This window comes from Kocuria sp. GQ42 (genome assembly GCF_059758435.1).
The window spans coordinates 550935-565071 of record NZ_JCAXEN010000001.1 but is presented as its reverse complement, the minus strand read 5'-3'; the positions used below and the strand labels follow the sequence as shown (position 1 = coordinate 565071).

Below are 14137 nucleotides of genomic sequence, written 5' to 3'. Positions count from 1 at the left end.
GTTCAACGGGAGCATCGACTGTGACATCACCTCAGACAACGGAATCGACCGACGTCCTCCTGATCGGCGGAGGCATCATGAGCGCCACCCTCGGCGTGTTCCTCAAGGAGCTCGAGCCGCAGTGGGACATCACGATGCTCGAGCGCCTCGACCAGGTGGGCGCGGAGAGCTCCAACGTCTGGAACAACGCCGGCACCGGCCACTCCGCGCTCTGCGAGCTCAACTACGCGCCCCAGGCCGCCGACGGGTCCGTGAGCCCGGAGAAGTCGCTCGGCATCAACGAGCAGTTCCAGCTCTCCCGCCAGTTCTGGGCCTCCCTCGTGTCCGAGGGCAAGCTGCGGGAACCCGGCTCCTTCATCAACCCGGTGCCGCACATGTCCCTCGTCTTCGGCGACGCGCACAGCGACTACCTGCGCCGCCGCTGGGAGGCCCTGCAGCCGAACAAGCTCTTCGAGCGCATGGAGTACACCGAGGACCGCGAGAAGATCGCCGAGTGGGCGCCGCTGACCATGCACGGCCGCGGGGCGGGGCGCGTGGCGGCCTCCTGGTCCCCCGAGGGCACCGACGTCGACTTCGGCGAGCTGACCCGGCAGCAGGTCGCCCACCTGCAGGCCCGGGGCGGGGAGGTGCGCTACGGCCAGCAGGTCACGGACCTCGACCGGCAGGGCGACGGCACCTGGGTGGCGAGGGTCAAGAACCGCCTCAACACCGAGGGCGACCGGCTCGTGCGCGCGAAGTTCGTGTTCGTGGGGGCCGGCGGCGGCGCCCTGCCGCTGCTGCAGAAGTCCGGCATCCGGGAGGCCAAGGGCTACGGCGGGTTCCCGGTTTCCGGTCTGTGGCTGCGCAACTCCGACGAGGACGTGGCGGCCCAGCACAACGCCAAGGTCTACGGCCAGGCCTCCGTGGGCGCCCCGCCCATGTCCGTCCCGCACCTGGACACCCGCTACGAGCACGGGCGGCGCGCGCTGCTGTTCGGCCCCTACGGCGGGTTCAAGCCCAACTTCCTGAAGCAGGGGTCCTACCTGGACCTGCCCCTGTCCGTGCGCCCGCACAACCTCTACCCGATGACCCGCGCGGGCCTGGCCAACCTGGATCTCGTGAAGTACCTGCTGAGCGAGCTGGCCAAGTCCAAGGGCCAGCGGGTCGAGGCGCTGCAGCAGTTCTACCCGACCGCCGACGGCTCGCAGTGGGAGCTGATCGAGGCCGGCCAGCGCGTGCAGGTCATGAAGCGGGACAAGCAGAAGGGCGGCGTGCTCCAGTTCGGGACCGAGCTGATCACCGCCGCGGACGGCTCCGTCGCCGGCCTGCTGGGAGCCTCCCCCGGCGCGTCCACCGCGGTGCCCATCATGCTCAACCTCCTGGCGAAGTCCTTCCCGGCGCGGATGTCCGGGTGGGAGCCGCGGATCAAGGAGCTCATCCCCTCCTACGGCGTGAAGCTCAACGACAACCCGCAGCTCGCCGACGAGGTCATGGGCCGCACCGCCCAGGTGCTCGGCATCAACTGACACCGCCCCGACGGGCACCGCGCCGCACGCCGCGGTGCCCGCGCGACGAGGCCCCGGACCGACCGGTCCGGGGCCTCGTCGTCGTCCGGTCCGCCCCGGCCCCCCGGCCCGGGAGGCCCGGGTGACCTGTCGGTAGGCGGCGGTACGCTGAGGGGCGTGCGTCCCGGCCCGGCCGGGACGCCCTCGCCCATCCCTCCACAAGGAGCACGAGTGTTTCTCCTCGCCCGCGCATCGATGGCCAACCGCGCCCTGATCGTGCTCATCACGCTGTTCGTCGCCCTCTTCGGGGTGCTCAGCATGCGCTCCATGAAGCAGGAGCTCATCCCGTCCCTGGAGATCCCCGCCATCAGCGTGGTCTCGGCGATGCCCGGCGCGTCCGCGGAGGTCGTCGACGAGCAGGTGGGCCGGCCCCTGGAGCGGGCGCTCAACATCGTGGAGGGCCTCGAGAGCTCGACGTCCACCTCGCGCAGCGGGCTGTCCGAGATCCGGCTCGGCTTCGAGTACGGCACCGACCTGGACCGGGCCCGCAACCAGGTGGAGCGGGCGATCTCCAACGTGCGCACCCAGCTGCCCGACGACGTCGAGCCCACCGCGTTCGCCGGCTCCGTCGCCGACTTCCCCATCGTCTTCCTGGCCGTGTCCTCCGACGAGGACCTCAGCCCGCTCGCCGCCGACCTGGAACGGCTCACGGTCCCGGACCTGCAGCGGATCGACGGCGTGCGCTCCGCCGAGGTCAGCGGCGCCCCCGAGCAGGTCGTCTCGATCCTGCCGGACCGCGCCGACCTCGCCCGGGCGGGCGCCACGCCCGCGGACATCCGCACCGCCCTGGAGGAGAGCGGCGGGCTGGTGCCCGTGGGCACCGTGGACGACGGGGCCACGACCCTGCCCGTCCAGGCCGGCTCCCCCCTCGACTCCCTCGAGGCCGTGGAGAACGTCCCGCTGCCCCTCCCCGAGGACGCGCCCGACGGCGCCGAGCCCACCACCGTGGGCGCCGTGGCCACCGTGGAGCTCGCCGAGCAGGAGCAGACCTCGATCACCCGCACCAACGGGGCCCCGACGCTCGCCCTGTCCGTCACCAAGACCCCGGACGGGGACACGGTCGGGATCTCCCAGGCGGTCGGGGAGATGATCCCCGAGCTCGAGGAGGACCTCGGCAACGGCGCCGAGATCACGGCGGTCTTCGACCAGGCCCCCTACATCGAGCAGTCGATCGAGGACCTCACGGTCGAGGGCCTCCTGGGGCTCGCGTTCGCCGTGCTCGTCATCCTGGTGTTCCTGGCGTCGCTGCGCTCGACCCTGGTCACCGCGATCTCCATCCCGCTGTCCCTGCTCGCCACGTTCATCGGGATCAACGCCCTGGGCTACTCGCTGAACCTGCTGACCCTCGCGGCCATCACCCTGTCCGTGGGGCGGGTCGTGGACGACTCGATCGTGGTGATCGAGAACATCAAGCGCCACTACGGGACGGTCGACCTGCGCACCGACCCCGCCAACGCGAAGCGCCGGGCCATCCTCACCGCCGTGCGCGAGGTCGCGGGGGCGATCACCGCCTCCACCCTCATCACGGTCGCGGTGTTCGTGCCCATCGCGTTCGTGGGGGACGTGACCGGCGAGCTGTTCCGGCCCTTCGCCCTGACCACGACCATCGCGCTGCTGTCCTCCCTCGTGGTGTCCCTGACCATCGTGCCCGTGCTGGCGTTCTGGTTCCTCCGGGACCCCCGCCTCGCGCGGCGGGCCCGCCGGGCGCCGACGGGGCGCCCCGCCCCCTGGGCCGACGGCACGGCCGGTCCCCCGCCCGGCGCCGCGGCCGGGACGCCGCCCCGGCTGGCACAGGGCTACCTGCCGGTCCTGCGCGGCACGCAGCGCCACCCGTGGGCCACCCTCGGGGTGAGCGTCCTGATCCTCGGCGGCACGGCCGCCCTGCTGCCGGTGCTGCCCACCAACCTGCTCGGGGACACCGGTCAGAACACCATGACGATCGAGCAGGACCTGCCGCCTGGCACCGCGCTCGCGGTGACCTCCGAGCAGGCAGGCCGCGCCGAGGAGGTGCTCGACTGGACCGAGGGCATCGAGGACGTCCAGGTCACCATGGGCCCCGGCGGCGGCTTCTCCGCGTTCCTGCCGGGCAGCGGCACCAACAGCGCCACGTTCTCCGTGACGACGGACGCCGCGGTCGACCAGGAGCGGCTGCGCCGCACCGTCGGCGAGCGCCTGGACCGGCTGGACGGCGCCGGCGAGTTCTCGGTGCGGGGCGCCCAGGGCTTCACGAGCAACGACGTCGAGATCTCCGTCACCGCCACGGACCAGGCGACGCTGGCGGAGGCCGACGACGCCGTGGTGCGGGCCATGCGGGAGCTCGGCTCCGCCGGGCAGGTCACGAGCAACCTGGCCGCCACCCAGCCCACCGTGGTGGTCACGGTCGACCGGGCGGCCGCCGCCGCCCGCGGCCTGAGCGAGGATCAGGTCACGGGGGCGCTCGCCGGCACCGTGAACCCCCTCCCCGCCGGGTCCATCGACCTGGACGCCGACTCGGTGGCGGTGACGATCGGCGAGGGCCGCGCCGTCGAGGACCTCGAGGCGCTGCGGGCCCTGCCGGTGCCGGCCGCGGGCGGGACTGCCCGTCTCGACGAGCTGGCCGAGGTCGAGGAGGCACTCACGGTCGAGACCATCACCTCGAGCAACGACCAGCGCACCGCCACCGTGGCCGTCACCCCGGGCGGCGACGACCTCGGCGCCACGAGCGCGGAGGTCCGGGACGCGCTCGCGGGCCTGGACCTGCCGCAGGGCGCGGCGGCCGAGCTGGGCGGGGCCGCCACGGAGCAGGAGACCACGTTCCGGCAGCTGGGCCTCGCCGTGCTCGCCGCGATCGCGATCGTCTACGTGGTGCTCGTGGCGACCTTCAAGTCGCTCGTCCAGCCGCTGGTCCTGCTGGTCTCGATCCCCTTCGCGGCGACGGGCGCGGTCCTCGCGCTGCTGGCCTCCGGGGTGCCGCTGGGCCTCGCCTCGCTGGTGGGCGTGCTGATGCTCGTGGGCATCGTGGTGACCAACGCGGTCGTGCTGATCGACCTCATCAACCAGTACCGGGGCCGGGAGCACCGCATGGACCTGGAGGAGGCCATCGAGAAGGGCGCCACCCGCCGGCTGCGCCCTATCGTGATGACGGCCCTGGCGACCATCCTGGCGATGACGCCCATGGCGCTGGGGATCACGGGGCAGGGCAGCTTCATCTCCCAGCCGCTGGCGGTCGTGGTGATCGGCGGGCTGATCTCTTCGACCCTGCTGACCCTGGTGCTCGTGCCGGTGCTGTACCGGCTCGTCGAGGCGCGCAAGGAGGCACGGCTCCGGCGCCGGGAGGAGCGGATCACGGCGCTGGCCGCGACCCCGGAGGGCAGCGCGCGTGGAAGGTGACGTGACGCTTGTCACCGTGCGCTCTTTCGTGGACGTTTGCTTCCGAAAATACAGGCGGGCGCACCCCGGCCACTCCCCGTCCACGGGTCTCAGAAGGTATCATCGCCGCTGGTCACAGGGGGAATCGGTGCTGTGGAGCGGGCGGCGTGCCGGACGCCCGGGGGAGGCATCCCCCGAAAGGGGGGACACGGGGGCCCGGTGCACCGATGTAACCGGGTCGTAGCATTATCCTGTGACCCGCAGAGAAACAGATCGTGTGCAGAACAGCGCCGACGCCTGGGAGGCCCTCTTCAGGGCCCAGGTGACGGTCATGCGGCGTCTCCAGCGCCAACCCGAGTTCGCGGAGCTCTCCGCCCGCGAGTACGACGTCCTCTTCAACCTCTCCCGCTCCGACGAGGCCGGCATGCGGCTCAACGAGCTCAACGAGTACGTGCTGCTCACCCAGTCGAGCCTCAGCCGGATGCTGGAGCGTCTCGAGCTCAAGGGGCTGGTGCACCGCTGGCAGGACCCGCAGGACCTGCGGGGACTGCGGATCCGGTTGACCGACCGGGGCCGGCAGATGCAGGTGGAGATCGCCGAGCAGTTCCGGGTGCACGTGCACGAGCTGATGTCCGCGGGCCTGGACCCGGAGGAGCTGCGCATCCTGACCCGGCTCGCCGACCGCCTGCGGGAAGCCGTCAACGAGCTCTGAGCCGGGCTCCCCCGCCGCGCTACAGCGGGAGGACGACCCTGGCTCTCGGGTCCTCGCGGCCGGGGACGGAGGACTCCGCGGACACCCGCATCCCGCCGAGCGTGATCTCCCCCTGGAGCGTGGTCAGGAACGCCGTCTCGGAGGCGTCAGCGCCCGTGGCGATGCGCACGAACTCCGTGCGCGGGGCGAGCCCGGTGGCGTCGAGGACGTACCAGGCGCCGTCGTGCCAGGCCTCGACCACTGCGTGGAAGTCCATGGGGGACAGCCCGGGCGCGTAGACCGACGCGAGCCGCGCCGGCACCCCGAGTCCCCGCAGCAGGGTGATGAGCAGGTGGGCGTAGTCCCGGCACACGCCCTGCCGGGTGAGGAAGGTGTGCACCGCGGTGTCGGTGGCCGCCGAGGAGCCGACCACGTAGTCCAGGTGCTCGTGCACCCAGTCCCGCACCCGCTGGAGCGTCTCGTAGCCGCCGCCGCGGGCCCCGGGGAAGAGGGCGTCGGGGGTGCCGGCCATCTCGTCGAAGGGGCAGAAGCGGCTGGGCCGGGTGTAGCGGACGAAGTCGACCGGCTCCGCCGGAGGCGGTGACCCCGCCGGGCCGTCCAGCTCCAGGGCATAGGACACCGTGCACTGCGTGCCGCCCGGGACCCGGGCCAGGTGCAGCCGCGTGCCGTGCAGGTCCTCCGCCTCCTCGAGCGCGACCTCGGTCCCGTCCACGCGCAGGCTCAGGTGCTCGCCGGGACGGGCGTCTCCGCCGGGGCGGGCGGCCGCGAGGGAGAACACCGCGAGGTGGTCGGTCTCCGACGCGAAGTCGACCTCTGCGGAAACGGTGCGCCGGGTGGTGGGCACGAAGGGCCTCCTGGTCGGGGGGAATGTGCGGACGGACCGGTGGCCCGTCCGTTCCATTGTCGCCCACGGGGGCGATTCATCAGTACACTGATCCACGAGACATCCCCCACACGCCCCGCCGCCGGCCGGAGCCCGCGCGCTGCACCCGGCGGCCGACCGCGAAGGACGCAGCATGGCCCAGGACACCACCCAGGACAGCCGCTCCAAGGAGCGCACCGCACCGGATCCCGAGGATCCCCGCAAGCCGGACAGTCCCACCGAGATCAGCAAGCCCTCGTGGGGCTACGTCGTCAAGCGCGCGCTCTCCGAGTTCTCCAAGGACGACTGCACCGACCTCGCCGCGTCCCTGACGTACTTCGCGGTGCTCTCCCTCTTCCCCGCGCTGCTCGCCATCGTCTCCCTGCTCGGCGTGTTCGGCCAGGGGCAGGCCACCACCCAGGCGATCACCGGCTTCCTCGAGGGCGCGGCCCCGCCCGAGCTCGTGAGCCTGCTCGAGGAGCCCATCAACAACCTCACCTCCGGCACCGGCGCCGGGCTCGCCCTGGTCGTCGGCATCGTCGGCGCGCTGTGGACCGCCTCCGGCTACACGGGCGCCTTCGGCCGGGCCATGAACCGCATCTACGAGGTCGAAGAGGGCCGGCCCATCTGGAAGCTGCGGCCGATGAACCTCCTCGTCACGCTGATGCTGGTCCTCATCGTGGTCCTCATCATGCTCATGGTGCTGCTCTCCGGCGGCATCGCCCAGTGGGTGGGCGACCTCGTGGGGCTCGGCACCACGGCCGTGACGGTGTGGAACATCGCCAAGTGGCCGGTCATCGTCATCCTCGCCGTCCTGCTCATCGCGGTGCTCTACTACTTCACGCCCAACGTGCAGCAGCCCAAGTTCCGCTGGATCAGCATGGGCTCGATCGTCGCCCTCGTCGTGGCGGCCGTGGCCGCACTGGCCTTCACCTGGTACGTGAGCAACTTCGCGTCCTACAACGCGACCTACGGCATCATCGGCTCCGTCATCGTCCTGCTGCTCGGTCTGTGGATCATCAACAACGTGCTGCTGCTGGGCGCGGAGATCGACGCCGAGGTGGAGCGCGGCCGCCAGCTGCAGGGCGGGATCAAGGCCGAGGAGACCATCCAGCTCCCGCCGCGCGACACCCGTCAGGTCGACAAGAAGGAGAAGAAGGAGGAGAAGCTCGTGGACCAGGGCCGGAAGCTGCGCCTCGAGCACGAGCACCTCGACTACTCCTCGGACGGCTCCGGGAAGGACGCCGACAAGGCCTCCGGCAGGAACTGACGGCCGACCCCGGCGGCGGGCCCGTGGTGCTGATCCACGGGTCCGCCGCTTCGTCGTGCCCGGGCCGCGGCCGCCGCGCTCCGGCGCCGCACCGCCGCACCGCGCGCCCCCGGCGTCCTTCCCTAGACTGGGGAGCGGTGTTCCGGACCGGAACCGTCACGTCGTCCGCAGGAAGGTCCCACTCATGCACGAGGTCAGAGCCGTCGTCGTCACGGCGAAGAACGCACCAGCCACCCTCGAGACGATCCTCGTCCCGGACCCCGGGCCCGGGGAGGCGCTCGTGGACGTCCTCACCTGCGGGGTCTGCCAGACCGACCTGCACTACAAGGTCGGCGCCGTGGGCGACGACTACCCCTACCTGCTCGGCCACGAGGCCTCCGGCGTGGTCGCCGCGGTCGGCGAGGGCGTCACCGAGGTCGCCGTCGGGGACAAGGTCATCCTCAACTGGCGCGCGGTGTGCGGGGAGTGCCGGGCCTGCCGCAGGGGCGAGCCCTGGTACTGCTTCGCCACCCACAACGCGACCCAGAAGATGACGCTCGCCGACGGCACGGAGCTCTCCCCCGCCCTGGGCATCGGGGCGTTCGCCGAGAAGACCCTGGTCGCCGCCGGGCAGTGCACCAAGATCGAGGGCGAGCTCGAGGACCACCAGTACGCCGCGGTCGGGCTGCTCGGCTGCGGCGTGATGGCCGGCATCGGCGCCGTCCTCAACACCGCGAACGTCCGGCGCGGGGAGTCCGTGGCCGTGATCGGCTGCGGCGGCGTCGGCACCGCGGCGATCGCCGGGGCCCAGCTCGCCGGGGCCACCACGATCATCGCCGTGGACCTCGACGACGAGAAGCTGGCCACGGCGCAGAAGTTCGGCGCCACCCACACGGTGAACTCGAAGGAGCAGGACCCCGTCGCGGCGATCCAGGAGCTCACGGGCGGGCACGGCGCCGACGTCGTGGTCGACGCCGTGGGCGTCGCCGCGACCTTCCAGCAGGCTTTCGAGGCTCGCGATCTCGCCGGACGGCTGGTCCTGGTGGGCGTGCCCGCCCCCGGCACCACGTGGGAGATCCCGCTGGACGAGGTCTTCGGCCGCGGCGGGGCCATCAAGTCCGCCTGGTACGGCGACACCCTGCCGAACCGGGACTTCCCGATGCTCGTGGACCAGTACCGGCTGGGCCGGCTGGACCTCGACGGCTTCGTCACCGAACGGATCGGGATCGAGGACGTCGAGCCCGCCTTCGAGCGGATGACCGCCGGCAAGGTGCTGCGCTCCGTCGTGGAGCTCGACCGATGAGCGCCGTGGACGGCCACGACGGCGAGGCCCTGCCCGACCGGGAGCGCGCCCACCCCGCCGACCGCGGCGCCGTCCCGGTGCGGCCCGCCGAGGGCGCCGGCCGGGCCCGCATCGACCGGCTGGTCACCTCCGGGACGTTCTCCCTCGACGGCGGGACCTGGGACGTCGAGAACAACGTGTGGATCGTGGGCGACGACGACGAGTGCGTGGTGATCGACCCGGCCCACGATCCCGCCGCGGTGGTGGAGGCCGTCGCCGGGCGCACGGTGACCGCGGTCCTGCTCACCCACGCCCACGACGACCACATCCGCTCCGTCAAGGAGGTGGCCGGGCAGGTGGGCGGGACGATCCACCTGCACCCGGAGGACACGGTGCTGTGGGAGCAGGTCTACCCGAAGACGCCCTTCGACGCGGCGATCGCCGACGGGGACGAGTTCACCGTGGCGGGGACGACCCTCACCGCGCTGCACACCCCGGGACACTCCCCCGGGTCCGTGTGCTTCTGGGCGCCGGGACTGGGCGAGGGCGGGGTGCTGTTCTCCGGGGACACCCTGTTCCAGGGCGGTCCCGGCGCCACGGGCCGGTCCTGGTCGGACTTCCCCACGATCGTGGACTCCATCCGCGAGCGGCTGCTGACGCTGCCCGAGTCCACGGAGGTGCTCACCGGCCACGGCGACACCACCACGATCGGTGCGGAGGCCCCGCACCTGCAGGAGTGGCTCGACCGGGGCCACTGACCGCGCCCCCTGCCACCCGCCGCGGCCTCCGGGCCCGGCGGGTGGCCAGGGACGGCGGTGCCCCCTGCCGGCGCGGCCCCGGGCCCGGTGGGCTCAGAGGTCCCCGGGATCGATGCGCCGCCAGCGGTGCACGAAGGTCAGGGCCGTGGCCAGCAGGACCGCTGCGGAGAGCACCGGCACCAGTGCGGCGCTCCGGTAGCCCCAGGACTCCCCCCACCACCCGGACAGCGCGAGTCCCCCGGTCAGCCCCACGCTCATCACCGCGGTCATGACGGTGGTCAGGGCCGTGACCCGGGAGCTCGGGGCCACGAGCCGGGCGATCTCGTAGACCGCCACCAGGCACGGGCCGGTGGTCAGCCCGGCCAGCGCCAGCACGACCACCATCCCCGCGGAGTCGTCCGGGATGGTCAGGAGCATCGCGGCGAGCACGGCCCCGGCGGCCGCCGCCACCCAGCGGTTCCACAGCCGCAGCTCCTCGGTGCGGGCGGACGCGGCCACCGCGGCCAGCGCCGAGGTGAGCCCCGAGACCGCGTACAGCCAGCTGACCGAGACCACCGCGTCCACGGCGGTCGCGAAGACGAGGACCGCTCCCAGGGTCGACCCCACGAGGGCCCCCAGCGCCCCCATCCCCAGCACGGGGAGCAGCCGGAGCTGCCGCGCCCGGCGGCGGCGGTTGCGGGCCGCCCGGTTCGGTGCGGCCGCGACGGGCGGCAGGAAGTGGATGAGTCCCCGCGGCAGGCGGGCCGAGCAGTGGAGCAGGAACACGGTGGTGCCCACGAGCGTCAGGGTGGCCGCGAGCACCAGCACGGCCACCGGCCCGAGGGTCACGGCCACGAGCCCGGTCACCCCGGCCGCCAGGACGGTGGCCAGCGAGTCCATGACGCTCTCGTGGCGCAGCGCGGTGTCGAAGAGGTCCTCCCGGGAGTCCCGGCGCAGCAGGGACCACCAGCGCAGCCGGCACGCCACGCCCATCTGCGGCAGCACGAGCCCGGCGAGCAGGCACGGGAGCACCAGCTGGGCGGGGGCCGCCTCGGGGTCGGCGGCGAGGTCCGGGAGCCGGCGCACGAGCCACCACACCACCAGCGGGTTCACGAGGGTGAGCAGCACCAGGCCGAGCTGGCGCCGGCGCCACGAGGCGGCCGCGCCCATGGCGAGCCCGCACACCGCCGAGCCGAACGTCACGGCGGCGGCGCAGAAGGCGCCCAGGGCCGGGGACCCGGAGATCAGCGCCACCGTGGTCAGCACGCCGAGGGGCACCATGGTCTGGGGCAGCCGCACGAGCAGGGTCAGCACGGGGTACAGCGCGCCGCTGACGGCGGCGAGCTCCCGGGAGTCGGCCAGGGGCGAGCGGGCGGCCGTGCTGAAACCCCCGAGGGGCTCGGCGGCGCGCGCACTGCTCACGAGGTACCTCCGCATCCTCCCGACGGCGGCCGGGCACGGACCAGCCTAGCCCCGCCGCCCGGAGGATGACGGAAAGCGTCGGCCCCCCGCGGTGAGCGGAGGATCCGGCGGCCCTGCCGGACCCGGCAGGGCCGCGGGCTCACCGCTCCCGGACCGGCGCGGCGGACGCGGCGGGCGTCGCCTCCGCGGCCGGGGCGTCCTCCTCCGCGGCGGGCGCCCCGGCGCCGCGGCGCGGCCGGGATAGCGTCGCCGAGCGGTGGACCAGACCGGCCACGAGGCCGCCGAGCAGCGGGGCCACCCAGAACAGCCACAGCTGGCCCAGCTGGCCGGCGCCGGCGACCACGGCGGCGCCGGTCGAGCGGGCGGGGTTCAGCGACCCGCCGTCGAACGGCGCGGTGATCGTGAGCAGGAACGCGAGGGCCGCACCGATGGCCACGGGGGCGAGCACCGCGTTGGCCCGCGGCGCGGTGGAGCCCAGCACCACGAGGGCGAACAGGGCGGTCGCCACGAACTCGACGAGCAGCACGGTGGTCCACCCGGCCTGGGAGGTGGAGTTCTCCCCGAAGCCGTTGGAGACCGCGCCGAGGACCTGCGCGGTCGTCGAGGAGTCGAGCAGGCTGATGAGCACCGCCCACAGCACGCCGGCCGCGGCCAGGGCGCCGAGCACCTGGGCCACCACGTAGCCGATCGCCGCCCGCGCGGGCGTGCGCCCGGCCACGACCGCGGCGAGCGTCACCGCGGGGTTGAAGTGCCCCCCGGAGACGTGCCCGAACGCGACGATCGCGGCGACCAGGCCGAGCCCGAAGCCGAGCGCGGAGTCGATGACCTCGGTGGCGAACATGCCCGTGCCCAGCCCGGCGAAGACCAGCAGCGCCGTCCCGGCGAACTCGGCGGCCCACTGGGCCGGCGCGGACGCGGCCTCCGGGGCGCCGGCGGGCACGGTGTCCTTGCGCGCGGCGACGGGCACGGGCGCCGCGAGGCCCGCCGTGCCGGGGGCGGCGCGGTCGTGGGCGGCGCGGTCGGGGGCAGCGCTGTCGGCACCGTCGGCGCCGGGGCGCGCGGTGGTGCCGGGTACGTGGTGACTCATGGAGCTCTCCTCAGGGATCGGGGCGGCACGGTGGGGGTGCCGTGCCGGCGGGGCGCCGGGCGCCGGGCGCCCGTGCCATGCAACCACAGTGACCTGAAGGGCGGTTGAACCCGCCCCGGGCCGTGTCGGCCGCCGACTACACTGACCGCATGCCCGCCCCCCTGCTCTCGCCCGACGCCGGCCTCGACCCCGCCTGGCCCGAGTACGCCGACTCCGTGCGCGCCGCCCTGCTGGGCGGAGCCCTCGGGGACGCGCTGGGCGGCCGCGCGAGTTCCGGTCCGCGCTCCCGCCCCGCGGCGGCCGGCGCGGACGCCCCCGCCGAAGCCGCCGAAGGCACCGCGGTGCTGCGGATCTCCGACGCCACCCAGCTGACCCTCTACACCCTGGACGCCCTGCAGGAGGTCGTCGAGTGGGCGAACCAGGGCCACGGCGCCGACGAGACCGCGTGCCTGTGGCTGGCCTACCTGCGCTGGCTGGGCACCCAGGGCGAGCGCCACCCGGCCGAGGCGCCGCGGCCCCTGCCCCGCCCGATCGACGAGCACGAGGTCCTGCACGCCGTGCGGGAGCCGGACGGAACGGTGCTGGAGGCCCTCCGCTCCGGCCGGATGGGCGAGGTCGAGCGCCCCCTGCAGCCGGAGGCCAAGGGTCCCGGACCGGTGCTGCGCTCCTCGCCGTTCGGCCTGCTCCCCCACGTCGGCTGGCGCACGCTCGCGCCCCTGGCCATCAACGGCGCCGCCCTGACCCACGGGCACCCCGAGGCGCAGACCGCGGCGGCCGTCCAGGGCTTCGTGGTCCACGCCGCCGTGCGGGCCCGCCGGGAGGGCCTGGCGCGGCCGGTCGCCGCCGCCGTGGCCGCCGCCCGCGAGACCGCCGGGAACCTCACGCGCCCGGTGGCCGAGACCCTCGCCCGGCTCGAGGACGCCGTGCACGCCGCCGCGCGGGAGGACCCCGACCCCGCGGCGCTCGACCGGCTGCTCGGCGCGGGCGGGGCCGCCCCGGAGACCCTGGCGGGCGGCCTCGGCGCCGCCCTGCGCGCGGAGGCCGAGGCCCCGGGCGCCGGGGACCCGCAGGCCGTGTTCCGCCGCGCGGTGGAGCTGGCCACCGCCCGCACCGGCCACCCGGCCGCGGCGGGGGCGATCGCCGGCGCCGTGACGGGCGCGGCCCTCGGGACGGCCGCGCTGCCGCCGGAGTGGCGCGCCCGGCTGGACGCCGGGGACGTGGTGTCGGAGACGGCCGAGCGCTGGCTCAGGGAAGTGGGGGCGCCGCCAGCCGCTTGACGCTCAGTCCCGCGCCGGCGAGCAGCTCCCGGACGGTCCCCGCACCGGCCCGGTGGACCAGGTCCACCACGATCCCCGCGCAGGCCCGGGCGTCCTCGAGGGCGTCGTGGTGGCGGCGCAGCGGCACCCCGGCGGCCTCGGCCGCCCGGGGCAGCGCGTAGGACGACAGGTCGTAGCCGCGCCGGGCCAGCGCCAGGCTGCACGCGTACGCCAGCGGGGCGTGCCGCGTGTCCGTCTCCGCGCACGCGGCGCGGATCACCCCCATGTCGAAGGCCGCGTTGTGCGCCACCACGAGCTCGTCGGGGTCCTCGGCCAGGATCCAGTCCTCGATCCGCGGCCACAGCTCGGCGAAGCCGGGATGGCCCGCCACCGTGTGCTCGGTGATCCCGTGGATGCGCGTGTTCCCGGGGTCGAAGTCCGCGCGGGTGCGCGGCGGGCGCATGTAGACGGAGCGCTCCGCCACCACCCGGCCGCCGCGGACCCGCACGAGGCCCACGGCGCACGGCGAGCCGATGAAGCGGTTCGCGGTCTCGAAGTCGATGGCGGTGAAGGAGAGGGACGACGGACCCGCGGCGGGCCGGTCGGTGGTCGTGTCGGGGGAAGCGGGACGAGGCACC

General features: G+C 74.2%; 11 protein-coding genes. 7 read left to right on the top strand and 4 right to left on the bottom strand.

The window, feature by feature from the left end; genetic code table 11:
• Positions 1 to 20 precede the first annotated feature (20 nt).
• The 3 genes from AC6CH6_RS02615 to AC6CH6_RS02605 all read left to right on the top strand — a co-directional run bounded on the left by AC6CH6_RS02615 (position 21) and on the right by AC6CH6_RS02605 (position 5604).
• Positions 21 to 1505 (top strand): malate:quinone oxidoreductase, encoded by a 1485-nt coding sequence (locus AC6CH6_RS02615; RefSeq protein WP_498253920.1) that lies wholly within the window; start codon positions 21 to 23, stop codon positions 1503 to 1505.
• Positions 1506 to 1715: 210 nt separating this feature from the next.
• Entirely contained in the window at positions 1716 to 4913 is a 3198-nt protein-coding gene (locus tag AC6CH6_RS02610; RefSeq protein ID WP_498253919.1) for an efflux RND transporter permease subunit, read from the top strand.
• Between the two features lie 256 nt (positions 4914 to 5169).
• Positions 5170 to 5604, top strand: coding sequence for a MarR family winged helix-turn-helix transcriptional regulator (locus AC6CH6_RS02605; protein ID WP_498253918.1), 435 nt, complete (start codon positions 5170 to 5172; stop codon positions 5602 to 5604).
• A 19-nt stretch (positions 5605 to 5623) separates the two neighbouring features.
• On the opposite strand, the gene AC6CH6_RS02600 is transcribed toward AC6CH6_RS02605, so the two are convergent.
• A complete protein-coding gene (locus AC6CH6_RS02600; protein WP_498253917.1) occupies positions 5624 to 6448 on the bottom strand; it encodes a transglutaminase-like domain-containing protein in 825 nt (274 codons plus the stop codon).
• 172 nt (positions 6449 to 6620) lie between these two features.
• Between AC6CH6_RS02600 and AC6CH6_RS02595 the strand changes: the two genes are divergently transcribed.
• From AC6CH6_RS02595 to AC6CH6_RS02585, 3 genes are all read left to right on the top strand, one after another.
• Positions 6621 to 7736, top strand: coding sequence for a YihY/virulence factor BrkB family protein (locus tag AC6CH6_RS02595; protein WP_498253916.1), 1116 nt, complete (start codon positions 6621 to 6623; stop codon positions 7734 to 7736).
• 184 nt (positions 7737 to 7920) lie between these two features.
• Complete coding sequence (locus tag AC6CH6_RS02590) at positions 7921 to 9018, top strand: S-(hydroxymethyl)mycothiol dehydrogenase (RefSeq protein ID WP_368811591.1); 1098 nt, start codon at positions 7921 to 7923, stop codon at positions 9016 to 9018.
• Entirely contained in the window at positions 9015 to 9755 is a 741-nt protein-coding gene (locus AC6CH6_RS02585; RefSeq protein WP_498253915.1) for an MBL fold metallo-hydrolase, read from the top strand. The genes AC6CH6_RS02590 and AC6CH6_RS02585 overlap by 4 nt, the downstream gene beginning before the upstream one ends.
• Positions 9756 to 9848: 93 nt before the next feature.
• On the opposite strand, the gene AC6CH6_RS02580 is transcribed toward AC6CH6_RS02585, so the two are convergent.
• Both AC6CH6_RS02580 and AC6CH6_RS02575 read right to left on the bottom strand, forming a co-directional pair.
• Complete coding sequence (locus AC6CH6_RS02580; RefSeq protein ID WP_498253914.1) at positions 9849 to 11156, bottom strand: hypothetical protein; 1308 nt, start codon at positions 11154 to 11156, stop codon at positions 9849 to 9851.
• Between the two features lie 139 nt (positions 11157 to 11295).
• Positions 11296 to 12243 carry an aquaporin gene (locus tag AC6CH6_RS02575; protein ID WP_498253913.1) on the bottom strand — a complete coding sequence of 316 codons (948 nt, stop codon included), beginning with the start codon at positions 12241 to 12243 and terminating at the stop codon, positions 11296 to 11298.
• 149 nt (positions 12244 to 12392) lie between these two features.
• On the opposite strand from AC6CH6_RS02575, the gene AC6CH6_RS02570 reads away from it, so the two are divergent.
• Entirely contained in the window at positions 12393 to 13520 is a 1128-nt protein-coding gene (locus tag AC6CH6_RS02570; protein ID WP_498253912.1) for an ADP-ribosylglycohydrolase family protein, read from the top strand.
• On the opposite strand, the gene AC6CH6_RS02565 is transcribed toward AC6CH6_RS02570, so the two are convergent.
• The gene (locus AC6CH6_RS02565; protein ID WP_498253911.1) at positions 13489 to 14136 is read right to left on the bottom strand and encodes a 3'-5' exonuclease; all 648 of its coding nucleotides are present in this window, start codon (positions 14134 to 14136) and stop codon (positions 13489 to 13491) included. The two genes, AC6CH6_RS02570 and AC6CH6_RS02565, sit on opposite strands and share 32 nt — an antisense overlap.
• Between the last annotated feature and the right edge of the window lies 1 nt (position 14137).